The organism is Blastococcus sp. TF02A-35, assembly GCF_004571075.1.
Lineage (GTDB): Bacteria > Actinomycetota > Actinomycetes > Mycobacteriales > Geodermatophilaceae > Blastococcus.
Genome location: NZ_SPQP01000049.1, coordinates 1 through 24,285, shown reverse-complemented (window position 1 = coordinate 24,285; position 24,285 = coordinate 1). Strand labels below are relative to the sequence as shown.

Annotated in this window: 28 protein-coding genes; 7 read left to right on the top strand and 21 right to left on the bottom strand. The window is 75.1% G+C overall.

Features of this window, described 5'->3' with window-relative positions:
• The 11 genes from E4P43_RS17605 to E4P43_RS17555 all read right to left on the bottom strand — a co-directional run.
• Nucleotides 1–1,421: AAA family ATPase (locus E4P43_RS17605; RefSeq protein WP_209313947.1), on the bottom strand; the 1,421-nt coding region annotated here is incomplete at its 3' end.
• Between the two features lie 74 nt (nt 1,422–1,495).
• A complete protein-coding gene (locus tag E4P43_RS17600; RefSeq protein ID WP_135146778.1) occupies nt 1,496–1,687 on the bottom strand; it encodes a hypothetical protein in 192 nt (63 codons plus the stop codon).
• 172 nt (nt 1,688–1,859) lie between these two features.
• Nucleotides 1,860–2,741 (bottom strand): bifunctional DNA-formamidopyrimidine glycosylase/DNA-(apurinic or apyrimidinic site) lyase, encoded by an 882-nt coding sequence (mutM, locus tag E4P43_RS17595; protein WP_135146776.1) that lies wholly within the window; start codon nt 2,739–2,741, stop codon nt 1,860–1,862.
• A 34-nt stretch (nt 2,742–2,775) separates the two neighbouring features.
• Nucleotides 2,776–3,546 (bottom strand): ribonuclease III, encoded by a 771-nt coding sequence (rnc, locus tag E4P43_RS17590; RefSeq protein ID WP_135146775.1) that lies wholly within the window; start codon nt 3,544–3,546, stop codon nt 2,776–2,778.
• Nucleotides 3,547–3,565: 19 nt separating this feature from the next.
• The gene (gene rpmF / locus E4P43_RS17585) at nt 3,566–3,745 is read right to left on the bottom strand and encodes a 50S ribosomal protein L32 (protein WP_104523097.1); all 180 of its coding nucleotides are present in this window, start codon (nt 3,743–3,745) and stop codon (nt 3,566–3,568) included.
• A gap of 1 nt (nt 3,746) precedes the next feature.
• Complete coding sequence (locus tag E4P43_RS17580) at nt 3,747–4,382, bottom strand: DUF177 domain-containing protein (RefSeq protein ID WP_135146773.1); 636 nt, start codon at nt 4,380–4,382, stop codon at nt 3,747–3,749.
• A gap of 116 nt (nt 4,383–4,498) precedes the next feature.
• Nucleotides 4,499–5,179 (bottom strand): hypothetical protein, encoded by a 681-nt coding sequence (locus E4P43_RS17575; protein WP_135146771.1) that lies wholly within the window; start codon nt 5,177–5,179, stop codon nt 4,499–4,501.
• Nucleotides 5,176–5,661 carry a pantetheine-phosphate adenylyltransferase gene (gene coaD / locus E4P43_RS17570; RefSeq protein WP_135146770.1) on the bottom strand — a complete coding sequence of 162 codons (486 nt, stop codon included), beginning with the start codon at nt 5,659–5,661 and terminating at the stop codon, nt 5,176–5,178. Before coaD ends, E4P43_RS17575 begins: the two co-directional genes overlap by 4 nt.
• The gene (gene rsmD, locus E4P43_RS17565) at nt 5,658–6,212 is read right to left on the bottom strand and encodes a 16S rRNA (guanine(966)-N(2))-methyltransferase RsmD (RefSeq protein WP_135146768.1); all 555 of its coding nucleotides are present in this window, start codon (nt 6,210–6,212) and stop codon (nt 5,658–5,660) included. Before rsmD ends, coaD begins: the two co-directional genes overlap by 4 nt.
• Nucleotides 6,213–6,231: 19 nt before the next feature.
• Complete coding sequence (recG, locus tag E4P43_RS17560) at nt 6,232–8,418, bottom strand: ATP-dependent DNA helicase RecG (RefSeq protein WP_209313946.1); 2,187 nt, start codon at nt 8,416–8,418, stop codon at nt 6,232–6,234.
• 2 nt (nt 8,419–8,420) lie between these two features.
• Complete coding sequence (locus tag E4P43_RS17555) at nt 8,421–10,013, bottom strand: DAK2 domain-containing protein (RefSeq protein WP_135146764.1); 1,593 nt, start codon at nt 10,011–10,013, stop codon at nt 8,421–8,423.
• Between the two features lie 185 nt (nt 10,014–10,198).
• Between E4P43_RS17555 and rpmB the strand changes: the two genes are divergently transcribed.
• Nucleotides 10,199–10,390 (top strand): 50S ribosomal protein L28, encoded by a 192-nt coding sequence (rpmB, locus tag E4P43_RS17550; RefSeq protein ID WP_104523111.1) that lies wholly within the window; start codon nt 10,199–10,201, stop codon nt 10,388–10,390.
• Between the two features lie 62 nt (nt 10,391–10,452).
• Here the strand turns inward: rpmB and E4P43_RS17545 are convergent, their stop codons facing one another.
• Genes E4P43_RS17545 through E4P43_RS17535 form a run of 3 tightly spaced genes read right to left on the bottom strand, consistent with a single transcriptional unit; the run spans nt 10,453 to nt 12,621 of the window.
• Complete coding sequence (locus tag E4P43_RS17545; protein WP_135146763.1) at nt 10,453–11,079, bottom strand: cytidylate kinase-like family protein; 627 nt, start codon at nt 11,077–11,079, stop codon at nt 10,453–10,455.
• On the bottom strand, nt 11,067–11,597 hold the full coding sequence (locus E4P43_RS17540) for a GNAT family N-acetyltransferase (protein WP_135146761.1): 531 nt from the start codon (nt 11,595–11,597) through the stop codon (nt 11,067–11,069). The genes E4P43_RS17545 and E4P43_RS17540 overlap by 13 nt, the downstream gene beginning before the upstream one ends.
• Nucleotides 11,581–12,621 (bottom strand): thiamine-phosphate kinase, encoded by a 1,041-nt coding sequence (locus tag E4P43_RS17535; RefSeq protein ID WP_135146760.1) that lies wholly within the window; start codon nt 12,619–12,621, stop codon nt 11,581–11,583. Before E4P43_RS17535 ends, E4P43_RS17540 begins: the two co-directional genes overlap by 17 nt.
• 92 nt (nt 12,622–12,713) lie before the next feature.
• Between E4P43_RS17535 and E4P43_RS17530 the strand changes: the two genes are divergently transcribed.
• Both E4P43_RS17530 and E4P43_RS17525 read left to right on the top strand, forming a co-directional pair.
• A complete protein-coding gene (locus E4P43_RS17530; protein ID WP_135146758.1) occupies nt 12,714–12,947 on the top strand; it encodes an Lrp/AsnC ligand binding domain-containing protein in 234 nt (77 codons plus the stop codon).
• 65 nt (nt 12,948–13,012) lie between these two features.
• Complete coding sequence (locus E4P43_RS17525) at nt 13,013–13,537, top strand: DUF3515 domain-containing protein (protein WP_245159219.1); 525 nt, start codon at nt 13,013–13,015, stop codon at nt 13,535–13,537.
• Between the two features lie 8 nt (nt 13,538–13,545).
• On the opposite strand, the gene E4P43_RS17520 is transcribed toward E4P43_RS17525, so the two are convergent.
• Together E4P43_RS17520 and E4P43_RS17515 are read right to left on the bottom strand one after the other, a co-directional pair.
• Nucleotides 13,546–14,205, bottom strand: coding sequence for a hypothetical protein (locus E4P43_RS17520; RefSeq protein ID WP_135146754.1), 660 nt, complete (start codon nt 14,203–14,205; stop codon nt 13,546–13,548).
• The gene (locus E4P43_RS17515; RefSeq protein ID WP_135146752.1) at nt 14,202–15,335 is read right to left on the bottom strand and encodes a D-alanine--D-alanine ligase family protein; all 1,134 of its coding nucleotides are present in this window, start codon (nt 15,333–15,335) and stop codon (nt 14,202–14,204) included. Before E4P43_RS17515 ends, E4P43_RS17520 begins: the two co-directional genes overlap by 4 nt.
• Nucleotides 15,336–15,431: 96 nt before the next feature.
• On the opposite strand from E4P43_RS17515, the gene E4P43_RS17510 reads away from it, so the two are divergent.
• Complete coding sequence (locus tag E4P43_RS17510; protein ID WP_209313945.1) at nt 15,432–16,196, top strand: CDP-alcohol phosphatidyltransferase family protein; 765 nt, start codon at nt 15,432–15,434, stop codon at nt 16,194–16,196.
• Here E4P43_RS17510 and E4P43_RS17505 read toward each other — a convergent pair.
• The 3 genes from E4P43_RS17505 to E4P43_RS17495 are packed head-to-tail and all read right to left on the bottom strand — an operon-like array spanning nt 16,170 to nt 19,074.
• The gene (locus tag E4P43_RS17505) at nt 16,170–17,324 is read right to left on the bottom strand and encodes a cystathionine gamma-lyase (RefSeq protein ID WP_209313944.1); all 1,155 of its coding nucleotides are present in this window, start codon (nt 17,322–17,324) and stop codon (nt 16,170–16,172) included. The genes E4P43_RS17510 and E4P43_RS17505 overlap by 27 nt on opposite strands.
• Entirely contained in the window at nt 17,321–18,316 is a 996-nt protein-coding gene (locus tag E4P43_RS17500; RefSeq protein ID WP_135146750.1) for an NAD(P)H-dependent glycerol-3-phosphate dehydrogenase, read from the bottom strand. Before E4P43_RS17500 ends, E4P43_RS17505 begins: the two co-directional genes overlap by 4 nt.
• Nucleotides 18,313–19,074, bottom strand: coding sequence for a lysophospholipid acyltransferase family protein (locus tag E4P43_RS17495; protein ID WP_245159218.1), 762 nt, complete (start codon nt 19,072–19,074; stop codon nt 18,313–18,315). Before E4P43_RS17495 ends, E4P43_RS17500 begins: the two co-directional genes overlap by 4 nt.
• Before the next feature lie 114 nt (nt 19,075–19,188).
• Between E4P43_RS17495 and cofC the strand changes: the two genes are divergently transcribed.
• The 3 genes from cofC to E4P43_RS17480 are packed head-to-tail and all read left to right on the top strand — an operon-like array spanning nt 19,189 to nt 22,824.
• A complete protein-coding gene (gene cofC, locus E4P43_RS17490; RefSeq protein WP_135146746.1) occupies nt 19,189–19,836 on the top strand; it encodes a 2-phospho-L-lactate guanylyltransferase in 648 nt (215 codons plus the stop codon).
• 5 nt (nt 19,837–19,841) lie between these two features.
• The gene (locus E4P43_RS17485; protein WP_245159217.1) at nt 19,842–21,923 is read left to right on the top strand and encodes an RNA degradosome polyphosphate kinase; all 2,082 of its coding nucleotides are present in this window, start codon (nt 19,842–19,844) and stop codon (nt 21,921–21,923) included.
• A complete protein-coding gene (locus E4P43_RS17480) occupies nt 21,907–22,824 on the top strand; it encodes an NUDIX hydrolase (RefSeq protein WP_135146742.1) in 918 nt (305 codons plus the stop codon). Before E4P43_RS17485 ends, E4P43_RS17480 begins: the two co-directional genes overlap by 17 nt.
• A gap of 1 nt (nt 22,825) precedes the next feature.
• Here the strand turns inward: E4P43_RS17480 and leuD are convergent, their stop codons facing one another.
• Entirely contained in the window at nt 22,826–23,425 is a 600-nt protein-coding gene (gene leuD / locus E4P43_RS17475; protein ID WP_135146739.1) for a 3-isopropylmalate dehydratase small subunit, read from the bottom strand.
• 3 nt (nt 23,426–23,428) lie between these two features.
• A partial coding sequence (locus E4P43_RS17470) for an aconitase family protein (RefSeq protein ID WP_245159216.1) occupies nt 23,429–24,285 on the bottom strand: 857 nt, incomplete at its 5' end.

Genomic DNA, 24,285 nt, shown 5'->3' with positions numbered 1-24,285 from the left:
AGGTGCCTCTCGTGCTCCGCGCCCGCCATGGCGGCGGCGGCGTGCGCGGCCACGGCGTCCTCGTGGGCGGCGACCAGCGCGAGGTCGGTGTCCTCCAGCTCGGCCACCTGGCCGCGCCGGTCGGCCAGCCGCTCGGCGGCGACCTGCGCGCGGTCCGCGGCCTCGGCGGCGGCGAGGGTCAGGCGGTCGATCTCGGCCTGCCCGGCGCTCACCCGGGAGCGGGCCGCGGCGACCTGCCCGGACAGCCGCGCCAGGCCCTCCCGGCGGTCGGCCAGGGCCCGGGCCGCGGCGACCCAGGCCTTCTCGGCGGCGGCCAGCGCGGTCTCGAGCTCGGCGCGGCCCGCGACGACCGCGGCCAGGCGCTCCCGCTCGGCCGCCAGCCCGGCGGCGAGCTCGGCCTCGGTGGCCGCGACCCGGTCGGCCTCGGCGTCGAGCTGGTCGGGGTCGCGCCCGCTCGCCGCGGCCGGTGCGGCGGCGGAGAGGTGCCGGTGCCGCTCGGCGGCCAGCTGGGTCACGCTGCGGAACCGCTCGCCGAGCGCGGAGAGCCGGTACCAGGTGTCCGACGCCGCCTGCAGCCGCGGGGCGCTCGCGGCCAGCTCGCGCTCCAGCTCCGACTCGCGCCGGGAGACGACCGAGAGCTCGCGCTCCACGACCGCGCGCCGCTCGCGGGCGGCGGTCTCGTCGGCGACGTCGCGGTCGAGGGCGTCGCGCAGCTGCACCAGGTCGTCGGCGAGCAGCCGCAGCCGTGCGTCGCGCAGGTCGGCCTGCACCCCGGCGGCGCGCCGGGCCACCTCGGCCTGCCGGCCGAGGGGCTTGAGCTGGCGGCGCAGCTCGGCGGTGAGGTCGGCCAGCCGGTCGAGGTTGGCCTGCATCCCGTCGAGCTTGCGGAGCGCCTTCTCCTTGCGCTTGCGGTGCTTGAGGACGCCGGCGGCCTCCTCGATGAACGCACGGCGGTCCTCAGGGCGACCGGAGAGGACGGCGTCGAGCTGGCCCTGGCCGACGATGACGTGCATCTCGCGGCCGATGCCGGAGTCGCTGAGCAGCTCCTGGACGTCGAGCAGCCGCACCTTGTCGCCGTTGATCTCGTACTCGCTCTCCCCGGAGCGGTACATGCGGCGGGTGATCGACACCTCGGTGTACGCGATCGGCAGCGCGCCGTCGGTGTTGTCGATCGTCAGCGTCACCTCGGCGCGGCCCAGGGCCTGGCGGCCGGCGGTGCCGGCGAAGATGACGTCCTCCATCTTGCCGCCGCGCAGGCTCTTCGCGCCCTGCTCGCCGAGGACCCAGGCGATGGCGTCGACGACGTTGGACTTGCCCGACCCGTTGGGGCCGACGACGGCGGTGATGCCCGGCTCGAGCCGCAACGTGGTCGCGGACGCGAAGGACTTGAAGCCCTTCAGCGTGAGGCTCGACAGGTGCACGGGAAGAAGACTCTAGCCCGGGTACGACACGGTCAGGTGGGCCACGAGGCCCGTGGGACTGCTGTGACGACGGCTCAGGCGAGCGCGGGCTCGGCGGTGTCGCCGGCCATCGACAGCAGCTCGTGGGCGATGGCGGCGTCGCGCTGGGTGCGGAGCTCCTCGAGCTCCTCCTCCAGTCGGCGGACCTTCGCCCGCAGGGCCGCGTTCTCCTCGACGATGCGGAGCTCCACGGAGGGGACGACGTGACCGAACAGGGCCTTGGCCATGGCTGGAACGGCCTTTCAGACTGCGGGAGGGGGTGACCGTCGCCCCGATCAACGGTCGGCGCGGTCTGGTGCTCCCAGGGTGACAGCAGCGGTGACGCAGGTCAACGGCGGCGCAGCGGCGCTCACGTGGCCGGGTGATGTCGCGTTCGTCACGTCCGGGGGGGGGCGGCCGTCAGGCCGTGCGCCGGGCCCTCGGGCGGGGCTGGCAGGTGGGGCAGCTGTAGCTGGACCGGTTCATGAACGGCTCGCGGCGGACCGGCGTCCCGCACCGCGGGCACGGCCGGTCGGCCTGGCCGTAGACGGCGAGGAACCGGGAGAAGTAGCCGCTCTGCCCGTTCACGTCCACGTACAGGGAGTCGAAGGACGTGCCACCCTGCGCCAGGGCCTCCCCCAGCACGTCGCGGATGCCGTCGAGGAGGTCGCCGACCTGGGCGTTGGTCAGCTTGTCGGTGGGCCGGGCGCCGTGCAGCCGGGCCCGCCACAGCGACTCGTCGGCGTAGATGTTGCCCACGCCGCCGATGAGGGTCTGGTCGAGCAGCGCGCGCTTGACCTCGGTGCGGCGGCGGCGCAGCGCGGCGGCGAACGCCGCGGTGTCGAAGGAGTCGTCGAGCGGGTCGATGGCGATGTGCGCCAGCCGTGGCGGCACTTCCCCGTCACCCGGCGCGTCCTCGACCGCCAGGCCCCCGAAGGTGCGCTGGTCGACGAAGCGGAGCTCGCGGCCGCCGTCGGTGAAGGTGACGCGGACCCGCAGGTGCGTCTCGTCGGGGGCCGAGCGCTTCTCCACGAGCAGCTGGCCGCTCATGCCCAGGTGGCCGACCAGCGCCCGCCCCGACGGGGTGCCGTCCGGCTCGGCCAGCGGCAGCCAGAGGTACTTGCCGCGCCGGTGCGCGGCGGTGAAGGTGCGCCCGGTGAGCGCCTGGACGAAGTGGTCGGTGCCCTCGAGGTGGCGTCGGACGGCCCTCGGGTGGTGCACCTCGACAGCGGCCACGGTGCGTCCGGCGACCCACTGCTCCAGGCCGCGACGGACCACCTCGACCTCGGGAAGCTCCGGCATCTGTGGTGTTCGCCCCGCTGATCGGACTCGGACGTCAGGCGTCGGTGGACAGGGCCCGCCAGGCGGCCTCCGCGGCCTCCTGCTCGGCGGCCTTCTTGGTGCGCCCGGACCCGCTGCCCCGGACGACGCCGGCCAGCAGCACCTCGGCGGTGAAGGTCTTCGCGTGGTCCGGGCCCTCGTCGACCACCTGGTAGACGGGGGCGCCCAGACCTGCGGCGGCCCCGAGCTCCTGGAGGCTGGTCTTCCAGTCCAGGCCGGCGCCGCGGGTGGCGGCCTCCACCAGCAGCGGGTCGAACAGCCGGTGCACGATCGCCGACGCGGTGTCCAGCCCGCAGCCGAGGTGGATGGCGCCGATGAGCGCCTCCAGCGCGTCGGCGAGGATCGAGTCCTTCTCCCGCCCGCCGGTGGTCTCCTCACCGCGCCCCAGCAGCAGGTGCGCGCCCAGGCCGCCCTCGCCGAGACGGCGCGCGACCCTGGCCAGCGAGGTCATGTTGACCACCGACGCCCGCAGCTTGGCCAGCTGGCCCTCGGGGAGGTCCGGCTGGCTGCGGTAGAGCTCGTCGGTCACGACCAGGCCCAGCACCGAGTCACCCAGGAACTCGAGGCGCTCGTTGGTGGGCAGGCCGCCGTTCTCGTAGGCGAAGGACCGGTGGGTCAGCGCCAACGACAACAGGCCGCCGGGCAGCTCGACGCCGAGGGCGTCGGCCAGCCAGGCGGCGGACTGCTGTGCGTGCTCGGGACCGCCCGGGGGACGTCCGTCGACGGCACCCTCGGGAGGGTGCGTGGCGGCGGCCGTCGTCCCCACGGCGGTTACCTCGGGCAGGTCAGACGGAGAGGACCTGGCGGCCGGCGTACTGGCCGCAGGTCGGGCACGCGATGTGCGGGGGCTTGAGCTCGCCGCAGGCGCGGTTGGGGCACGGGGTCAGGGTCGGCGCGGTGGCCTTCCACTGCGACCGGCGCATGCGGGTGTTGGCCCGCGACATCTTCCGCTTCGGAACAGCCACGTCAGTTCTCCTCTGGGGTGGTGGAATCGCCGGGGGTGCCCGACGAGGAAGCAGTGGTGCCGAACTTCGCGGCGAGACCCGCCCAGCGGGCGTCGACGATCTCGTGCGAGTGGTCGGCGGGGAGGTCGTTGAGCCGCTCGCCGCAGTCGACGCAGAGGCCCTCGCAGTCCTCGCTGCAGACGGGGGCGAGCGGCAGGCTCAGGACGACGGTGTCGCGCGCGAGCGGCTCGAGGTCGAGGAAGTCGCCGTCGATCCGGCGGACCTCGTCCTCCTCGCTCGTCGCCTCGGTGGTGCTGCCCTCGTAGGCGAACAGCTCCTGGACGTCGAGCCGCAGGGTGTCCTCGATCGGCTCCAGGCAGCGCGCGCAGGAGCCGACGACGGGGGCGTCGAGCTCACCGGTGACCAGCACGCCCTCCATGACCGACTCCAGCCGCAGCCGGAGGTGCACGTCGGCCTTCTCGGGGACGCCGATCAGCTCGACCCGCCAGTCGCCGGGCGCCGGCACGGTGCGCTCCAGCTCCTGCATGGAGCCCGCGCGTCGGCCCAGCTCCCGGAGGTCGACCTTCCAGGGGTTGGCAGCGGGACGCCGGTCCTCGGAGGACGCGGCGCCGGTGCGGAACGGCTGAGCGGCAGGCATGTCAGTACTCGCGGTCGTGAGCGGGAAGGGTGGCCGGCCAGGGCAGGTGCCCACGGCAGTCGGACCAGGGATCAAGACTACCCGATCGCCGGAGCGACCCCACCGTGCGGAACGTCTCAGGCTTCCCGGAGGGTGGAGCGGGCCTTCTCGACCGAGCGCAGCATCCGCTCCAGCGTCGTCCCGAACTCGGCCAGCCGGGTGTCGACGTACTCGTCGACCTCGCCGCGCATGCGGGCGGCCTCGGCATGCGACTGCGCGCCGAGCTCGTCGGCCCGGTCGACGGCGGAGCGGTAGACCTCGGTCTCGGTGATCAGCCGCTCGTGCTCGGCCTGCGCCTCGGCGATCATCTGCGCCCGCAGCTGCCGGCCCTCGGCCAGCAGCGCCTCGGCGTCGGCCTCCGCCTCGGCGACGATCTGCTCGGCCTCCTCCTGCGTGCGGGTCAGCAGGTCGTCGCGCTGGCGGCGGGCCGTGCCCAGGATCTCGTCGCGCTGGCGGCGGGCCTGGGCCAGCAGCTGCTCGCTCTCGGTGCGGGTGCGGCCGGTGAGCCGCTCGGCCTCGGCCTGCGCCTGCTGGAGGATCTCGGTGCGCTGCTCGACGATCGCGCCGGCCGCCTGCACGTCCTCCGGCAGCGACTCGCGCAGGTCGTCGAGCAGGTCGAGCACGAGGTCGCGGGGCACCATGCACGAGCCCGACATGGGCACGCCCCGCGCGTTCTCGATGACCTGGGTCAGCTCGTCCACGGTCTCGTAGAGCCGGTAGACCACCTCGGTGGTGTGGCCCCTGGGCGGGCGGGTCATCGCGGGTCCCGGCGGGCGTGCTCGGCCAGCCGGTCGTGGACCGCCTTGGGCACCAGGCGGGAGACGTCGCCGCCGAAGGTGGCGATCTGCTTGACCAGGCTGGAGGACAGGTGCCCCACCTGCGGCGCGGTGGGCACGAACAGCGTCTCGATGCCCGCCAGCTCGCGGTTCATCTGGGCCATCTGCAGCTCGTACTCGAAGTCGCTGACCGCGCGCAGGCCCTTGACGATCACCGGGATGTCCTGGGTGCGGCAGTAGTCCACCAGCAGGCCCTGGAAGCTGTCGACGGTCACGTTGGGCAGCTCGGCGACGGCCTCGCGCAGCAGCTCCATGCGCTCCTCGACCGGGAAGAGCCCCGCCTTGCCCGGGTTGACCAGCACCGCCACGACGAGCTCGTCGTAGAGCGCGGCGGCCCGGGTGATGACGTCGACGTGCCCGTTGGTCACCGGGTCGAAGGAACCTGGGCAGACGGCACGCCTCACGGACGCCGACCGTACCGGAGCACGGCCTCTCCGTAGCGCCGGTCGCGCAGCCCTTCGAGGGGTGTCGGCCACTCCCAGGGCTGCTCGCGGCTGGAGCGCTCCACCACGACCACCCCTCCCGGGGCCAGCCAGCCGCCGTCGACCAGGGAGCGGAGCACGGACAGGACCTCCTCGGCGGGGACGTCGTAGGGCGGGTCGGCGAGCACGACGTCGAACTCCGCCGGCGCCGCGCCCGCGACGACGGTGGGGACCGACCCGGCCACCACCCGGCCGCCGGGCAGCCCCACGGCGGCGAGGTTCTCCCGCAGCACGGGCAGCACCCGCGGCCCCGACTCCACGAACACCACCTCGGCGGCGCCGCGGGACAGCGCCTCGAGGCCGAGCGCACCGGAGCCGGCGTACAGGTCGAGCACCGCGGCCCCGTCCAGGTCGACCAGCGACCCCAGCGAGTTGAACATCGCGCCGCGCGCCTTGTCGCCGGTGGGGCGCACGCCGGACGGCGGCACCTTGAGCCGCCGCCCGCCGGCGACGCCCGAGATCAGCCGCGTCACGCCCGCACCGTCGGCCCGGTCACGCCTTCTCCAGCCACTCGGCGCGCTCGTCGCTGGCCAGGGCGGCCACCTCGGCGGCCAGCCCCGGGTGGTCGGCCAGGCCCCGGTCGGTGGACAGCAGCGCGATGGCCTCGGCGCGGGCCTCGGCGATCAGCTCCTCGTCCTCCAGCAGCGACAGCAGCTTGATGCCCGACCGCCGACCGGACTGCGCGGCGCCCAGGACGTCGCCCTCGCGCCGGGTCTCCAGGTCCAGGCGGGCCAGCTCGAAGCCGTCGGAGGTCGAGGCCACCGCGGCCAGCCGCTGGCCGGTGGGCGAGGCCGACGGCGCCTCGGTGACCAGGAGGCACAGCCCCGCGTGCTTGCCCCGGGCCACGCGGCCGCGCAGCTGGTGCAGCTGGCTCACGCCGAACCGGTCGGCGTCCATGACGACCATGACCGTGGCGTTGGGGACGTCGACACCGACCTCGACGACGGTGGTGGCGACCAGGACCTGGGTCTCCCCCGCCGCGAAGGCGCGCATGACGCCGTCCTTCTCCTCGGGGGTCATGCGCCCGTGCAGGACGTCGAGCCGCAGCCCGGCCAGCGGGCCGGCCCGCAGCGCCTCGGCGACGTCGAGGACGGCCAGCGGCGGGCGGCGGTCGCTGCGACCGTCCTCCTCCGGTGGCGCGCCGTCGGCGTCCTCCGGCTCGTCCCCGGGGAGGTCGCCGATGCGCGGGCAGACGACGTAGGCCTGGCGGCCCGCCGCGACCTCCTCGCGGAGCCGCTCCCAGGCGCGGTCGAGCCAGGCCGGCTTCTCCACGACCGGGACGACGGAGCTGGAGACGCCACCGCGGCCGCTGGGGAGCTGGCGCAGGGTGGAGACCTCGAGGTCGCCGTAGACCGTCATGGCGACGGTCCGCGGGATCGGGGTGGCGGTCATGACCAGGACGTGCGGCGGGCGGTTGCCCTTGGCGCGCAGCGCGTCGCGCTGCTCCACGCCGAAGCGGTGCTGCTCGTCGACGACCACCAGGCCGAGGTCGGCGAACTCGACGCCCTCCTGCAGCAGCGCGTGGGTGCCGACCACGATGCCCGCGCGGCCCTCGGCCACCTCGGCCCGCGCCTCGCGCTTGGCGGCGGCCTTGAGCGAGCCGGTGAGCAGCGTGACGCGGGTGCCGTCGGCGTCCCCGTCCAGCTCCCCGGCGCGGCCGAGCGGGCCGAGCAGGGCGCGGATGCCGCGGACGTGCTGCGCGGCGAGCACCTCGGTGGGCGCCAGCAGCGCGGCCTGGCCGCCGGCGTCGACGACCTGCGCCATCGCCCGGAGCGCCACCACCGTCTTGCCCGAGCCGACCTCGCCCTGGAGCAGCCGGTGCATCGGCTGGTCGCGGTCGAGCTCGGCGGCCAGCTCCTCCCCCACCTCGCGCTGGCCCTCGGTGAGCGCGAAGGGCAGGGCGGCGTCGACGGCGTCGAGCAGGCCGCCCGGCCGGCGCGGCCGGGCGACGCCGGACTCGAGGGCGGCGGCGCGGCGGCGGGCGGCGAGGGTGAGCTGGAGGGTGAGCGCCTCGTCCCACTTGAGCCGGTGACCGGCGCGCTCGACGTCCTCCATCGTGGTGGGCCGGTGGATGTCCAGCAGCGCCGCGGCCAGCGGCAGCAGGCCGTGGCGGGCGCGGATCTCCTCGGGCAGCGGGTCCTCGACGAGCTCGCCGAACCCGCCGCCGGCCCCCAGCAGCAGCTTGACCGACTTCTGGATCACCCAGCTGGAGACGTCCTTGCTCGCCGGGTAGATCGGCACGAGCGCGCGCGCCCAGTCGGTGTCGTCGTCGGCGCCGTCGAGCAGGTGCATGTCCGGGTGGGCGAACTGCTTCTCGCCGCGGTACTCGCCGACGGTGCCGGCGAACATCCCCCAGGCGTTGGGCTTGAGCTGGGCGTGCCGGTGGTTGAAGAACACCAGCTTCATGCGGCCGCTGCCGTCGCCCACGACGACCTCGGTGAGCGACCCGCGGCGGTTGCGCATCGGCCGGGTGGTCACCGACCGCACCTGGGCCAGGACGGTGACCCGGTCACCCACCTGGACGTCGGCGAGGTCGGTCTGCTCCCCGCGCCGGGCGTAGCGGCGCGGGTAGTGCCGGAGCAGGTCCAGGACCGTGTGCAGGCCCAGCTGCTCGGCCATGCCGGTGCCGGTCTTGGGTCCCAGCACCTTGGCCAGCGGCGTCCCGAGGGTGACCGCCACCGTCACTCCACCCCGATCTGCAGGGGGAGCGTCGCCGGGCCACCGCCGTAGCGGACGACCTCGACCGTGGGGTGGGCCGAGGAGAGGTGGGCGCACACCGCCTCGCCGAGCTCCTCGTCCGGCCCGACGACCAGCGTGGCCATCTCGCCGCCGGCCGACAGCAGCCGGTCCAGCAGGTCGCACGCCACGGCGGCCGGCTCCGGGCCGATCACGACGACGTCGCCCTCGGCCGAGCCCAGCACGTCCCCGGGCCGGCACAGGCCGGCCGAGGTGAGCGCCTCCTGGTCGGCGACGGTGACCTCCGCCCAGCGGGTCGCGGCCGCGGCCTCGGCCATGGCGATCACGTCGTCGCCGAAGCGCCGCTCGGGGTCGGCGACCGCCACGGCGGCCAGCCCCTGGACCGGCGACCGGGTGGGCACGACGCCGACCTCCCGCCCGGCCTCCCGGGCCCGCGTCGCGGCACGCGAGGCGACCGGCAGCAGGTCGGGGTCGTTGGGCAGGACGGCGACCTCCTGGGCGCCCGAGGCGACGATCTCGTCGTGGACGTCGTCCTCGGTCACGCCGCCCTCGCCGCAGACGACGACGCGCACCCCCTCGGCGGAGAACAGCGCGGCCAGGCCGTCGCTGTGCACGACCGCGACGACGGCGCGCAGGCCGTGCACCGGCTCCGGGGGCCGGACCGGCGCCAGGGGCGTGACCGAGATGCGGTGCGGGCGGCCGGCCTCGACGCCGGCCTCGATCGCGGCACCGACGTCGGAGACGTGCACGTGCACGTTCCACTCCCGGCCGGTCGGGGTGTCGACCCCCACGACGACGAGGCTGTCGCCGAGCTCGGCCAGGCGCCGCTGCAGCCGCTCCACCGCTGCCTCGTCGGTGTCGGCGAGCAGGTACTGGACCTCGCTGCCCGGGCCCGGCGGCGGCTGGTGCGGGGCGTGCTCGTGGCGGTGGTGCAGCGGCAGCGCGAACGCCGCCCGGACCGGCTCGACGCCGGTGACGGTGCGGACCAGCGCGTCGAGCACCAGGCAGAGCCCCGCCCCGCCGGCGTCGACCACGCCGGCCTCGCGCAGGGCGGCGAGCTGGCCGGGGGTCCGCTCCAGGGCCGCCCGCGCACCGTCGGCGGCGGCCGTCACGACGTCGGGCAGACCGGTGCGGCCCTGCTCGACCGCGGCCACGGCGGCCTCGCCGCCGGCCCGCGCCACGGTGAGGAAGGTGCCCTCCTCCGGGTCGGCGACCGCGGCGTAGGAGCCCTCGGCCGCCTTCTGCAGCGCCGCGGCGAAGGCCGGGCCGTCGGCCGCCGGCTGGCCGGCCAGCTGGTCGCCGAGCCCGCGCAGCAGCTGGGCCAGGATCGTGCCGGAGTTCCCCCGCGCGGCCAGGACCGCACCCCGGGCCACCACGGCCCACGCCGGCTCGCCCTCGCCGCCCGCGTCCAGCGCGGCCAGCGCCCCCTCCGCGGTGTGCAGCAGGTTGGTGCCGGTGTCGCCGTCGGGCACGGGGAAGACGTTCAGCTCGTCGAGCCGGCGCCTGGAGGCGGACAGCGCCTCGACCGCGGCGCGGCACCACTGACCGACCGCGGCGTCGTCCAGCGCCGGCAGCACGGGGGAAGGCTACCCACCCGCGGCGACAGGACCGGGCATCATGAGCGGTGCGACCGCCCGATCAGGGCCGCTCCGGAGGGCGCTGCGACATCTTCCCGCCGGAGCGGTTAGACTGCTGGACGGTCTTGATGCGGGTGCTGCCTTGCCCCGCCGTCTGTGAACGATTCTTCTGGGAGTGATCAACCGTGGCTGCCAACTGCGATGTGTGTGGCAAGGGCCCCGGTTTCGGTATGTCGGTGTCGCACTCGCACCGCCGCACGCCGCGCCGTTGGAACCCGAACATCCAGTCCGTGCGGGCGCTGATCGCCCCCGGTAACCGTCGCCGGATCAACGCGTGCACCTCGTGCATCCGCGCCGGCAAGGTCGTCCGCGCATAGCGGGCACCGCACCAAACGAACGCCGAGCCCCGGAGGTCCCCGACCTCCGGGGCTCGTCGCGTTCAGGACCCGATGCCCCTCCCCCGGGCGGCGGTCACGACCAGCTCGACCGCCGTCTCCAGCGGCAGCGCCGTGGTGTCCACCACCAGGTGGTACAGCCGGGAGTCGGCCGGGTCGCAGCGGTAGAAGTGCCGCACGTACGCCTCGCGGCCGCGGTCGGTCGCCGCCATCTCCCGGGCGACCTCCTCGCGGGGCCGGCCGGACCGCTGCACCGCCGCCGCCAGCCGTCGCTCCCGCGGTCCGCCGAGGCGCACGTGCAGGGCGTCCGGCCGGTCCCGCAGCACCAGGGCGGCGGCCCGGCCGAGGACGACGCCGCCGTCGCCCCCGGCGATCTCGGTGAGCACCCGCTCGGTCTGCTCCCGGTAGGCCCGGGCGTCCGGGAGCGTCGTCCCCGGCACCACGCCGCCCACCGGGTCGGGCATGGTCCCCAGCGAGGCGACGAGGCGCCACAGCCCGCGCACGACGGTCTCGTCGTTGGCCTCCGCCTCGGACACCGGGACGCCCAGCCGCCCGGCCACCTGCGCCGGGATGGCCCGGTCGTGGAACGGCAGCCCCAGCCGCTCGGCGGCGGCGGGGGCGATCTCCGCGCCCGCGGCGCCGTAGGACGCCGAGACGGTCACGATGCCCATGACTGCTCCTCCTGGTCGACCGGTGCGACCAGATCCTTGCCCAGGAAGACCGCGTCGGGGGAGCAGGCGTACACGCCGTAGCCGGGCACGGGGACGTAGCCGAGCGCCGCGTAGAGGGCGACCGCCTCCGGCTGCTTCTCCCCCGTGTTGAGCACCACCGACCGGTGGCCGGCCCGCGCGGCGGTCGCCTCGAGCTCGGCCATGACGACCTGCGCCAGCCCGCGGCGGCGGAAGGCCGGCGCCACGTAGACCCGCTTGATCTCCACCCCGCCCGGCGGGTAGACCCGCCACGCACCGCACCCCGCGGGCTCGCCGTCGACCTCGGCCACCAGGAACAGCCCCTCGGGCGGCAGGAAGTCCGCCGGGTCCACCGGGGCGGCGTCGCGGCCCCCGTAGCGGACGACGTACTCCTGCTGCACCGCCTCCACGAGGGCCTGGGACAGCGGGTCGTCGTAGGGCAGCGCCCGCAGCGTGGCCACCGACCCGTCCCGCAGCACGTGCTCAGCCGAAGTGGACATGCCCTGCCTTCTCCGCTCCCACGGCCTGCAGCACGTCCGCCGCAGGCTTGCCGTCCACCCGGACGCCGGGCTCCCGGCCCGGCTTCCGCACGCTGCCGACCACCGACCAGCCGTAGGGCAGCACCGCGTTCGGCGGGAACGTCGCCAGCAGCGCGTGGTCCTCCCCACCGCTGAGCACCCAGGCCATCGGGTCCACGCCGAGCGCGGACCCCACCTGCTGCAGGGGCCCGACAGGTTCCAGGCAGGCCGCCGTCAGCGCGGCGCCGTCGAGGTCGATGACCACCCCGCTGTCGCGGGCCAGGTGCCCGGCGTCGGCGACCAGCCCGTCGCTCACGTCGCACATCGCGCTGGCCCGCGCGTCGGCCGCCGCGGGCCCGGCCGCGTACGGCGGGGTGGGTCTCCGGTGCGCGGCCACCACCGAGTGCGGGCTGGTGAAGCCCCGGCGCAGCACCGCCAGGCCCGCGGCGGACCAGCCGAGCCGGCCGGCCAGCGCCACCACCTGCCCGGCCCGGGCCCCGGACCTGCGCACGGGGGCGCGGCCACCGAGGTCGCCGAGCGCGGTCACCGAGAGCACGATCCCCGAGCTGTCGGGGGCGCTCGCCACGGTGTCACCGCCGACGACGGCGGCGCCCAGCGGGGCGCATTCGGCGGCCAGCCCGGAGGCCACGCCCTCCAGCCAGCTGGTCGGGGTGTCGGGCGGGCAGGCCAGGCCGACGACGAGCGCGGTCGTGGTGCCGCCCATCGCGGCGACGTCGGCGAGGTTGGCGGCGGCCGCCTTGTGCCCGACGTCCTCGGCCGACGACCAGTCCCGCCGGAAGTGCCGGCCCTCGACCAGGACGTCGGTGGTGACGACGACCCGTCCGTCGGCGGCCCGGACCACGGCGGCGTCGTCACCCGGGCCCACCTCGGCGGCCGCGGCGGTGCCCGCGCGGGCGAGCACCCGCGCGATCACGCCGAACTCCCCGACGACGCGCACGCTGTCGGCCGGGTCGCTGCGCGGGACGAGTGGACGGGGCCGGCTCATCGGTGCCCTCCTGGTGCTGCGGTAGGTTGCCGACGAGTCCGCCACCCGGCGGGGACGACGTCTCGGCACAGTTGCCGGAGGAAGGATCTCCCGTGGTCCACGCCTACATCCTCATCCAGACCGAAGTCGGCAAGGCCGCCCAGGTCGCCTCGACCATCAGCGGGATCAGCGGCGTCACCAAGGCCGAGGACGTGACCGGCCCGTACGACGTCATCGTCCGCGCCGAGGCCGACACCGTGGACGACCTCGGCCGGCTGGTCGTGGCCCGCGTGCAGTCGGTCGACGGGATCACCCGCACGCTCACCTGCCCGGTCGTGAACATCTGACCGGTCAGCCCGCGGACCCGCTGCGCCGGGCCGCGCTGCTGCTCACCGCGGTCACCGTGCCGGTGGTGGTCGCGCTCGTCGTGCTGGTCAACGTGCTCGGCGCGCGCACCGGCGACACGGGCAGCCCCCGGGACCGCGACCGCGCACCGGCCGACGTCTCGGGCGCCGACCCCGGCCCCCGCGAGGACCTGCCGGTGCTGCCGCTCGAGGTGCCGCCGGTGACGCCCGCGGCCGAGGAGTCCTGCCCGGCGGTCATGGGGAAGCTGCCCCTCGAGCTGGCCGGGGAGCCCTCTCGGCGGGTGCAGTCCGACAGCCCGTACGTCTACGCCTGGGGCGAGCCGCCGGTCGTGCTGACGTGCGGCGTCGAGCGGCCCGCCGGCTGGAAGGTCACCGCGTCCGCGATCCAGATCAACGGCGTGCAGTGGTACGTCGACACCGCCGACCCGGAGAGCACCGTGTGGACCGCCGTCGACCGGCCGGTCTACGTCGAGGTGCGCCTGCCCGCGGGGGTGGACAGCGCGCCGGTCACCGCGCTCACCGTGCCGCTGGCCGAGGCGCTGCCCTACCAGGAGCCCTCCCCCGCGCCCTGAGCGGGCGCTCATCCGGGAGGCAGCAGCGCGAGCTGCCGCTCCATCACGGCCCGCACCTCGACGAGGGCCTCGTCCAGCGTCGGCCCCACCGCGCTCACCGAGACGCTGAAGACGCCGTGCCAGCACCAGGCGAAGGCGGCGGGGTCCACCAGCCCGGCGTCGGGCACGGGGTCGGCCACGAGCAGCTCGCGGCAGTTGGCCGGCAGCTCCGGCGGGTCCTCGCCCAGCACACCCCGGTAGAGCTCGGCGTCGTTGCGCGCGAGGTCGTCGGCGTAGGCGCGGGCGCCGGCGCGCTGCTCGAACTGGTCCACGAAGACGCCGGTCATCGGGCCGCTCTCCCGTCCCCAGAACCGCTCCCAGCCGTGCACGTAGCCGTACTCCTCCAGGACGGCGCGCTCCCGCGCCGGGTCGGTGGAGTAGCCGGCCACGTCCTCCAGCCGCTTCGCGCCGGCCGGCGGGTGCAGGTCGTCGTCGGGCAGCCGGGGCAGCCCCGAGTGGACCTCGGTGACCAGCAGCGGCTCGAGCTCCTCGGGGCTCGTGGGCCGGTCGGAGGGCGCGGCCGCCGTGGCGGCACCGTCGACGGCGCGGCCGCAGGCCGGCAGGCCGAGCGCCGCGGGGATGAGGGCGAGGGCGAGCCACGTCCGGGCGGTGGGCCGCCCCCTCGTCACCGTGCCGGCCGGGCGCCGCCGAGGGCAGTGGTGACCAGGCGGTCGACGATCTCGGCGAAGTCCACCCCGCTGGCGGCCCACATCCGGGCGAACATCGAGATCGGCGTGAACCCCGGCATGGTGTTCACCTCGTTGATGACCAGCCGGTCCTCGCCGTCCGGCCCCGTGGCGAGGAAGAAGTCCACCCGGGCCAGGCCCTGGCAGTCCAGCGCCAGGTAGGCCCGCCGGGCCGTCTCCTGGACCGCGGCGGTCTGCTCGGGGGTGAGGTCGGCGGGGATGTCGAAGTCGGCCGCGTCGTCCAGGTACTTGGCCGCGAAGTCGTACCAGTCGACGCCGGGCCGCAGCCGGATCTCCGCGGGCAGGCTCGCCTCGGGCAGCCCCGAGCCGGGGGCGGCGAGGACGCCGCACTCGATCTCCCGGCCCGGGATGGCGGCCTCGACCACGACCTTCGGGTCGACGGCGGCGGCCTCGGCGACCGCGGCCGGGAACTGCGCCCAGTCGGTCACCTTGGTGATGCCGATGCTGGACCCGGCGCGCGCGGGCTTGACGAAGACCGGCAGGCCCAGCCGCTCGCGGGCCGCGGCGTCGAGCAGGTCGGGGTCGGCGCAGACGGCGCCGTGCGCGTCCCGCAGCACCACGTGGTCGCCCTGCGGCAGGCCGGCGGCGGCCAGGAGCTTCTTGGTGAACTCCTTGTCCATGGAGGCGGCGCTGGCGAACACGCCCGAGCCCACGTAGGGCAGCCCGGTCATCTCGAGCAGCCCCTGGACCGTGCCGTCCTCGCCGTAGGTGCCGTGCAGGACCGGGAAGACGACGTCGACCTCGGTCAGCACCTGGCCCACGGCCGCGCCGGGCTCCAGCACGGCCAGGCCCCGCGACTCGGGGTCGCCGACGAGGGAGACCGCGGTCCCGCCGGTCACCTCGGGCAGCGAGCCCTCGGTGATCGTCAGCCGCTGCCCCGGCTCGGGCAGGACCCAGCGCCCGTCACGGGCGATCCCCACCGGCACCACCTCGTAGCGCTCGGGGTCGAGGGCGGCCATGACGGCACCGCCGGAGACGCAGGAGATCGAGTGCTCCTCGCTGCGCCCGCCGAACACGACCGCCACCCGCACCTTGCCCGCCTGTCCGCTCATCCCCGCGACCCTAACCGAGAGGACCCGCGGGCCCTCGGGCCGACGCCGACGTCCCGCCGTCCCACCCCGCGGACCGCGGTGTGGCAGCCTCGTCGCGTGCAGGATCAGGCAGCTCCCCCGGTGGAGGCGTACCCGCGCCGGCTTCGGCTGGCCGGTGCGGCCGTCCACCTCTACACCGCCAGCGGCTCGGTCCTGGGGCTGCTCATCGTGCTCGCGGCCATCGAGGGGGAAGCAGTCACGGCCCTGTGGCTGGTGCTGGCGACGCTGTTCGTCGACGGCACCGACGGGATGCTCGCCCGCCGCTTCCGGGTCAAGCAGACGATCCCGTGGTTCGACGGCGCCCGGATGGACGACATCGTCGACTACCTCACCTACGTCTTCGCCGCCGTCGTCCTGCTGTGGACGACCGACCGGCTGCCCCCGGGCGCCTGGGGGTGGGTGCTGGCCGCCCTGCCGCTGCTGGCCTCCTGCTACCAGTTCTGCCGGGTCGACGCGAAGACCGACGACCACTACTTCCTCGGCTTCCCGAGCTACTGGAACGTCGTGGCCTTCTACGCGATCGTGCTGGACATCGGCACCACCGGCGTCGGCATCACCCTCGCCGTGCTGACCGTGCTGGTGTTCGTGCCGGTCAAGTACGTCTACCCCTCCCGCACGAAGCTGCTGCGCAGCCTCAACCTGGGGCTGGCCGCCGTCTGGCTGACCAGCTCCGCGGTCCTGCTGCTCCAGTACCCCGACCCGCACCCGGTGGTCGTCGTGCTGAGCCTGGCGTACCTCGTCTACTACTTCGGCGTGAGCATCTGGCTGACCGTCGCCGGCGCGCGCCGGGGAGCCTCAGACCGCGTCGAGAGCGCCGCGTAGGTCGGCGACCAGGTCGGCGGTGTCCTCGATGCCGCAGGACAGCCGCACGAACCCCGCGGGGACGTCGTCGCCGCCCCACTGGGCACGCCGGTCGACGGTGCTGTGCACGCCGCCGAAGCTGGTCGCCGCGGCCCACAGCCGGCTGGCGCCCAGCAGGCGGGAGACGGCCGCCTCGTCGGCGAGCTCCAAGGACACCACGCCGTTGGGCCGGAGCATCTGCCGGGCGGCCAGCGCGTAGGACGGGTCCGCCGGCCGCCACGGCCAGCGCAGGTTCGTGACGGCGGGGTGCCCGTCGAGCAGCTCGACGACGGCGGCGGCGTTGGTGGCCTGCCGCGCCAGCCGCAGGTCCAGCGTGCTCATCGAGCGGTGCCCGAGCCACGCCTCGAACGGGCCGGGCGTGCTGCCGGTCCGGTCGCGGAAGCCCTTCACCCGGGCGTGCAGCGCGTCGTCGGTCACGGTGACGTGCCCCAGCAGCACGTCGCTGTGCCCGGTCAGCGCCTTGGTGTCGCTGCCGACGGTCATGTCGGCCCCGAGGGCCAGCGGCCGCTGCCCGAGCGGCGTGGCGGTGGTGTTGTCGACGGCGACCAGCGCGCCGGCCGCGTGCGCCGCGGTGGCGACGGCGGCGATGTCGCAGACGTCGAGCTGCGGGTTGCTCGGGGTCTCCAGCAGCACCAGGGCGGCACCGGCCAGCCCGCCGGAGGCCGCGACCCGCTCGATCTCCGGCGTCGGCACGTACTGCACCTCGACGCCGAAGCGGGCGAGCTCCTCGGCGGCCAGCAGACGCGTCGTGTAGTAGCCGTCCGAGGGCAGGACGACGCGGTCGCCGCTGCGCACGCAGGAGAGGACGGCGGCGGTCAGGGCGGCCATGCCGGTGGCGAAGGAGAGGCAGCGACCGCCGTCCAGCTCGCCGACGGCGTCCTCGAAGGTCCGCAGGGTCGGCTGCTCGGTGCGCGCGTAGGCGTCGGCCCCGTTCGCCCGCGGCGGCTGGTCCCCGAGGTGGAACGGTGCGGCGAACACCGGCGAGGGGCGCAGCGGGGCGCCGGGGACCGCCGGGTCCTCCCCCGCCCGCACCGACCGGGTGCCGTCGCCGTAGCCGCTCAGGTCGTGCTCGGGGTGGTGCGTGCTCACTCGGACTTCGCCTCTCGCGACATGATCTCCCGCACCATCTGCGCGGGCGCCTCCCCCTCGTGGCACACGCGCACGACGGCCTCGGTGATCGGCACGTCGACGCCGTGCGCCCGCGCGAGGTCCAGCACCGAGCGGCAGCTCTTCACACCCTCGGCGGTCTGCCGGGTGCTCTGCTGCACCTCCTCGACGGTCATCCCGCGGCCCAGCTTCTCGCCGAAGGTCCGGTTGCGGGACAGCGGCGAGCTGCAGGTGGCGACCAGGTCGCCGAGCCCGGCCAGGCCGGCGAAGGTCGTGAGCTCGGCGCCGAGCGCCATGCCCAGGCGGGCGGTCTCGGCGAGCCCGCGGGTGATCAGCGAGGCCCGGGTGTTGTCACCGAAGCCGAGGCCCTCCGCGATGCCGCAGGACAGCGCGATGACGTTCTTCACCGCGCCACCGAGCTCGCAGCCGACCAGGTCGGGGTTGGTGTAGGGCCGGAAGTACCGGGTGTGGCAGGCGGCCTGCAGCTGGGCGGCGCGGTCGGCGTCGGAGCAGGCGATCACCGTCGCCGCCGGCTGCTCCTCGGCGATCTCCCGGGCCAGGTTGGGGCCGGAGAGCGCCGCGACCCGCTCGGGGCCGGCGCCGGTGACCTCCTGGATCACCTCGCTCATGCGCTTGGTGGTGCCGAGCTCGATGCCCTTCATCAGCGACAGCAGCGTGGCGTCGGCCGGGAGCAGCCCCCGCCACTCGGTGAGGTTGTCGCGCAGCGACTGCGAGGGCACCGCCAGCACCACGACGTCGGCGTCGAGCAGCGCCTCGGCCGGGTCGGAGGTGGCGCGCAGCCGGTCGGGCAGCCGGACGCCGGGGAGGTAGTCGGAGTTCTCGCCGTCGGTGGTGATCGACTTGGCCAGCTCCGGGCGCCGCGCGTGCAGCACGACCTCGCAGCCGGCGTCGGCCAGCACCTTCGCGAACGTCGTCCCCCAGGAGCCGGCGCCCAGCACCGCCGCGCGCGTCACGCCGCGCTCCCGGGCAGCTGGTCGCGCCGCTCCCGGCGCGGGGCGGGGTGGACGGCGAGCGGGGCGGGCTCCCCGCGCAGCTCGGACAGCTGGGCGCGGACTCGGGACATCATCAGCTCGGTCGTCTCCCGCAGCAGGTGGGCGTCGATGGGGCGGCCCGCACGGATCTCGGCCCGCAGCGCGGAGAGGTCCAGGGGCTCGCCGACCAGGTAGTCGGCGGGTTCGCGGAGCCGCAGGTGCAGCTTCTTGGTGTGGTAGTCGTGCACCCGCTGCGGCCCCCACTGGGCGACCGGGAGGACGACGGCGTCGGTGGTGAGCGCCAGGTGCGCCGCGCCCGTGCGGGCCTGCATCGGCCACCAGCCGGGGTCCCGGGTCACCGAGCCCTCGGGGTAGACGACGATCAGGTTGCCCGCGCGCAGGTCGGCCTCGGCGGCGGCCAGGGCGCCGCGGGCGGCGGTGGAGTACCGCGCCACCGGGATCTGCCCGGCGGCCCGGAGGATCGTGCCGGCCAGCCCCTTGAAGACCGACTCCTTGGCCAGGAAGTGCGGGATGCGGCCGGCGTCGAACACCAGCCGGGCGCAGGCCAGCGGGTCCAGCACCGACACGTGGTTGGCCACGAGGAGCACCGGCCCGCTGGTCGGGATCCGCTCCGGGTGCCGGTAGCGGAGCCGGAAGAGCAGGGACGCCACCGGGTAGACCACGACGATGCAGAGCCACAGCGGGAACGGGATCCGGCCGCGGGTGCGCCACTTCCCCATCGACACCCTCCCTCTCCGCGTGAGCCTGCCCATGATCGACCCGTGGCCGCCCCCTGCGTCCACCGGGGTCCCGACGGGCGCGGCCGGCAACCGGCGTGTGCTCACATTGTGGCCGTGACGAGCTGGTCGGTCGTGGTCCCGGCGAAGCGGCTCGCCGTCGCCAAGACCCGGCTGCAGCCGCTCACCGGCCTCCCCGGCGGCGACCACCCCGCGCTGGTGCTGGCCCTGCTGGCCGACACCGTCTCCGCCGCGCTCGGCTGCCCCGCGGTCGGGTCGGTCGTCGTCGTCACCGACGAGCCGGCGGCCGCCGAGCTGGTGCGCGGCCTCGGCGCGCGGACGGTCCCCGACGAGCCCGACCGCGGGCTGAACCCCGCGCTGGAGCACGGCGCCCGCGCGGCGGGCGGCAGCGCGGTCGCCGCGCTCTCCTCCGACCTGCCGGCGCTGCGCCCCCCCGAGCTGGCCGCGGCGCTGGCGGCGGCGTCCGCGGCCCCGCGCTGCTTCGTCGCCGACGCGCAGGGCACCGGCACCACGCTGCTCACCGCCCGGGGCACGCCGCTGCGCCCCCGGTTCGGCCGCGGGTCCGCGCTCGCCCACCGCGAGGACGGCGCCCTGGCGCTGCACGGGGACTGGCCCGGCCTGCTGCGCGACGTCGACACCCCGGAGGACCTGCGCGCCGCCCTGGCGCTGGGCACGGGGCCCCGCACGACCGCGGCGGTCACCGCGTCCCCGGCTCTCGCCAGGGAGCTCCGTACGGCACGATGAAGGTCGTGACCTCCGAGAGCGCCACCCGGACGAACGCCCAGCCCACCGACCGATACCTGAACCGCGAGCTGTCCTGGCTCGACTTCAACTCCCGCGTGCTGGAGCTGGCGGAGGACGACACCCTGCCGCTGCTCGAGCGGGTCAAGTACCTGGCGATCTTCGCCAGCAACCTCGACGAGTTCTACATGGTCCGCATCGCCGGGCTGAAGCGCCGGCAGAGCACCGGTCTCACCGTCCGCTCCCCGGACGGGCTCACGATCCGCGAGCAGCTGGAGCGGGTGACCGCGCGCACCCAGGAGCTGGTGCAGCGGCACTCCGACGTCTTCAACAAGGACGTGCTCCCCCGCCTGGAGGAGACCGGGATCCGGATCGTGCGGTGGGGCGACCTGGGCGACGAGTCCGCCCTGCGCCTGCGCGAGTACTTCCGCGACCAGGTCTTCCCGGTGCTGACGCCGCTGGCCGTCGACCCGGCCCACCCCTTCCCCTACATCAGCGGGCTGTCGCTCAACCTCGCCGTGTCGGTGCGCGACCCCGAGACCGGCGCCCCCCGGTTCGCGCGCCTCAAGGTGCCCAACAACGTGCCCCGGTTCGTCCAGGTGGGCCCGGGCCAGGACGCCGACGGCTCGGCCACCTTCCTCCCGCTCGAGGACCTGATCGCCGCGCACCTCCCCCAGCTCTTCCCCGGCCTGGAGGTCATCGACCACCACATCTTCCGGGTCACCCGGAACGCCGACCTGGAGGTGGAGGAGGACCGCGACGAGGACCTCCTGCAGGCCCTGGAGCGAGAGCTCGCCCGCCGCCGCTTCGGCCCGGCGGTGCGGCTGGAGGTCGCCGAGCCGATGGACCCGCGGATCCTCGAGGTGCTCGTCTCCGAGCTCGAGGTCTCCCCCGACGACGTCGTGCACGTGCCCGGCCTGCTGGACCTCGCCTCCCTCTGGGCGCTCTACGACCTGGACCGCCCCGAGCTCAAGGACGAGCCCTTCGTCCCGGCGACCCACCCGCGGCTGTCCGAGGGCGAGACCCCCAAGAGCGTCTTCGCGACGCTGCGGGAGGGCGACGTCCTGCTGCACCACCCGTACCACTCGTTCGCAACCAGCGTGCAGCGGTTCATCGAGCAGGCCGCCGCCGATCCCAACGTGCTGGCGATCAAGCAGACGCTCTACCGCACCTCCGGGGACTCCCCGATCGTCAACGCGCTCATCGAGGCCGCGCAGGCCGGCAAGCAGGTCGTGGTGCTGGTCGAGATCAAGGCGCGCTTCGACGAGGAGGCCAACATCAGCTGGGCCCGCTCGCTGGAGCGGGCCGGCTGCCACGTCGTCTACGGGCTGGTCGGGCTCAAGACGCACTGCAAGACGGCGCTGGTCGTCCGCCGGGAGCAGGGCGTGATCCGGCGCTACTGCCACATCGGCACGGGCAACTACAACCCGAAGACCGCCCGCATCTACGAGGACGTCGGCATCCTGACCGCCGACCCGCGGGTGGGCGCGGACCTCACCGACCTGTTCAACACCCTGACCGGCTACTCGCGGCAGACGAACTACCGGACGCTGATGGTCGCTCCGCACGGCATCCGCAACGGGCTGATCGAGAAGATCCGCCGGGAGGCACGCAACGCCGCCGACGGGCGCCCCTCGGGCATCCGCATCAAGGTGAACTCGCTGGTCGACGAGAAGATCATCGACGCGCTGTACGAGGCGTCCCAGGCCGGCGTGCCGGTCGAGCTGTTCGTCCGCGGCATCTGCGCGCTGCGTCCCGGCGTCCCGGGCCTGTCGGAGAGCATCCGTGTGCGCTCGATCGTCGGCCGCTTCCTCGAGCACTCCCGGGTCATCTCGTTCCTGAACGGTGGCGAGGCGGAGTGGTGGATCGGCAGCGCCGACCTGATGCACCGCAACCTCGACCGGCGGGTGGAGGTGCTGCTGCGGGTCTGCGACGAGGCGGCCCGCACCCAGCTGCACGAGACCCTGGCGCCGGCCTTGGAGCCGGGCGTCCGCTGCTGGGAGCTGCGCAGCGACGGGCGCTGGGAGCGCCAGGAGGGCCGCGACTACCAGGCGGAGCTGCTGCACAGGATCCATGAGCTCGCGAGCTGAGCCGAGAACCGTCGCGGCGGCGGGCGGGGCGGTGTGGCGCCCGTCCGGGGACGGCGGGATCGAGACCGCGGTCGTCCACCGGCCGCGCTACGACGACTGGTCGCTGCCCAAGGGCAAGCTCGACCCGGGCGAGCACGGGGTCACCGCGGCGGTGCGCGAGGTCCGCGAGGAGACCGGGCTCGTGGCGGTGGCGGGCCGGCGCAGCACCACCAGCCGCTACCAGGTGCCCGAGGGCGGCAAGCGGGTCGACTACTGGCTGATGCGTGCCACCGGTGGGGCGTTCGCGCCGAACGACGAGGTCGACGAGCTCCGCTGGCTGCCGCCCGCCGACGCGGCCGCCCTGTGCACGCACGACGCCGACCGGGCGGTCCTCGCCGACCTGGTGCGCACCGACGTCCCGCGGGAGCCGGCGCTGGTCCTCGTGCGGCACGGGAAGGCGGGCAGCAGCGACGCCTGGGAGGGGCCGGACGAGGAGCGGCCGCTCACCCGGGCCGGCCGGGAGCAGGCCGGGCAGCTGGCGCAGGTGCTGCCGCTGTTCGGCCCCACCCGGGTCGCCTCGGCCACCCCGCTGCGCTGCCGGCAGACGGTGGCCCCGCTGGCCGAGCGCCTCGGGCTGGACGTCGAGGAGCTGGTCGAGTTCGGCGAGCCGGAGTTCGGCGGCGACCCGCAGCGGGCGCTGGAGACGGCGCAGCGGCTGCTCGAGGGGCCCGGCGTCACCGTGGTGTGCAGCCAGGGCGGCACGATCCCGGCCGTGCTGGCCGCGCTCGGCGTGCACGGCCACGGCGTTCCCGGGCTGCACCCGCCCGCCGCCAAGGGCAGCGTCTGGGTGCTCGGCGGGCGCCCGGGCGGGCTGAGCGCGGACTACTACCGCGACCTCGGCCCGGACCCGGACGCCCCCTGAGTCAGACGGCGGGCAGCGCCTTCGGCAGCCACGCGGGACGCCGGGCCTCGTAGGCCTCGATGTCGTCGAGGTGCCGCTCGGTCAGGCCGACGTCGTCGAGCCCTTCGAGCAGCCGCCAGCGGGTGTAGTCGTCGGCCTCGAACGGCACCGTCGTCTGCCCGTAGGTGATCTGCTTGGCCTGCAGGTCGACGGTCACCTGCGTCGTGGGGTCCGCCTCGCTGGCCGCCCACAGCGCCTCGACCTCGGCCTGCGGCAGGACGACGGTGAGCAGCCCGGCCTTGGTCGAGTTGTTCTTGAAGATGTCGGCGAACCGCGAGCTGATGACGACGCGGAAGCCCCCGTCCAGCAGCGCCCAGACGGCGTGCTCCCGGGAGGACCCGGTGCCGAAGTCCGGGCCGGCGACCAGGATCGAGGCGTCGGCGTACTCGGGCTTGTTGAGCACGAAGTCCGGCTCGTTGGTGCGCCAGGCGACGAACAGCCCGTCCTCGAAGCCGGTGCGGGTGATCCGCTTCAGGTACTCGGCCGGGATGATCTGGTCGGTGTCGACGGCGCTGCGGCGCAGCGGCGCCACGGTGCCGGTGTGCGTGGTGAAGGCGTCCACGGGTCAGGCTCCGATCAGGTCGGCGGGGGCGGTCAGGCGGCCGGTGAGGGCGGTGGCGGCGGCCACCGACGGCGACACGAGGTGCGTGCGCCCGCCCTTGCCCTGCCGGCCCTGGAAGTTGCGGTTGCTGGTGGAGGCCGACCGCTCGCCCGGCTTGAGCTGGTCGGGGTTCATGCCCAGGCACATCGAGCAGCCCGCGCCCCGCCACTCGGCGCCGGCCTCGAGGAAGACCTTGTCCAGGCCCTCGGCCTCGGCCTGGGTCTTCACGCCGACGGAGCCCGGCACGACCAGCATCCGGGTGCTCGGGTCGATCTTCCTGCCGCGGAGCAGGTCGGCGGCGACGCGCAGGTCCTCGATCCGGCCGTTGGTGCAGGACCCGAGGAAGACGGTGTCGACCTCGATCTCGGTCAGCGGGGTGCCGGGGGTCAGGCCCATGTAGGCCAGCGCCTGCTCGGCGGCGCGGCGCTCGCCCTCGTCGGCGAAGTCCGCGGGGTCGGGCACCCGCTCGCTGATCGGCAGGCCCTGGCCGGGGTTGGTGCCCCAGGTGACGAACGGCGTCAGGGTGGAGGCGTCGAGGACGACCTCGGCGTCGAACGCGGCGCCCTCGTCGGTGCGCAGGGTCGACCAGTACTCGACGGCGGCGTCCCAGTCGGCGCCCTGCGGGGCGTGCGGGCGGCCCTGCAGGAAGTCGAAGGTCTTCTGGTCCGGCGCGATGAGCCCGGCCTTGGCGCCGGCCTCGATCGACATGTTGCAGATCGTCATGCGGGCCTCCATCGACAGCGCCTCGATGGCGCTGCCGCGGTACTCGATGACGTGGCCGGCGGCGCCGTTGGTGCCGATCTGCGCGATGACGGCGAGGA

Coding starts and splice junctions, on each gene's coding strand:
- E4P43_RS17600 (WP_135146778.1), bottom strand. CDS start 1,687: ATGGCCAAGGCCCTGTTCGGTCACGTCGTCCCCTCCGTGGAGCTCCGC.
- E4P43_RS17545 (WP_135146763.1), bottom strand. CDS start 11,079: ATGGGCATCGTGACCGTCTCGGCGTCCTACGGCGCCGCGGGCGCGGAG.
- E4P43_RS17575 (WP_135146771.1), bottom strand. CDS start 5,179: ATGACCCGCCCGCCCAGGGGCCACACCACCGAGGTGGTCTACCGGCTC.
- E4P43_RS17580 (WP_135146773.1), bottom strand. CDS start 4,382: ATGCCTGCCGCTCAGCCGTTCCGCACCGGCGCCGCGTCCTCCGAGGAC.
- E4P43_RS17480 (WP_135146742.1), top strand. CDS start 21,907: ATGAGCTCGCGAGCTGAGCCGAGAACCGTCGCGGCGGCGGGCGGGGCG.
- E4P43_RS17515 (WP_135146752.1), bottom strand. CDS start 15,335: ATGAGCGGACAGGCGGGCAAGGTGCGGGTGGCGGTCGTGTTCGGCGGG.
- E4P43_RS17495 (WP_245159218.1), bottom strand. CDS start 19,074: ATGGGGAAGTGGCGCACCCGCGGCCGGATCCCGTTCCCGCTGTGGCTC.
- E4P43_RS17540 (WP_135146761.1), bottom strand. CDS start 11,597: ATGTCCACTTCGGCTGAGCACGTGCTGCGGGACGGGTCGGTGGCCACG.
- mutM (WP_135146776.1), bottom strand. CDS start 2,741: ATGCCGGAGCTTCCCGAGGTCGAGGTGGTCCGTCGCGGCCTGGAGCAG.
- E4P43_RS17535 (WP_135146760.1), bottom strand. CDS start 12,621: ATGAGCCGGCCCCGTCCACTCGTCCCGCGCAGCGACCCGGCCGACAGC.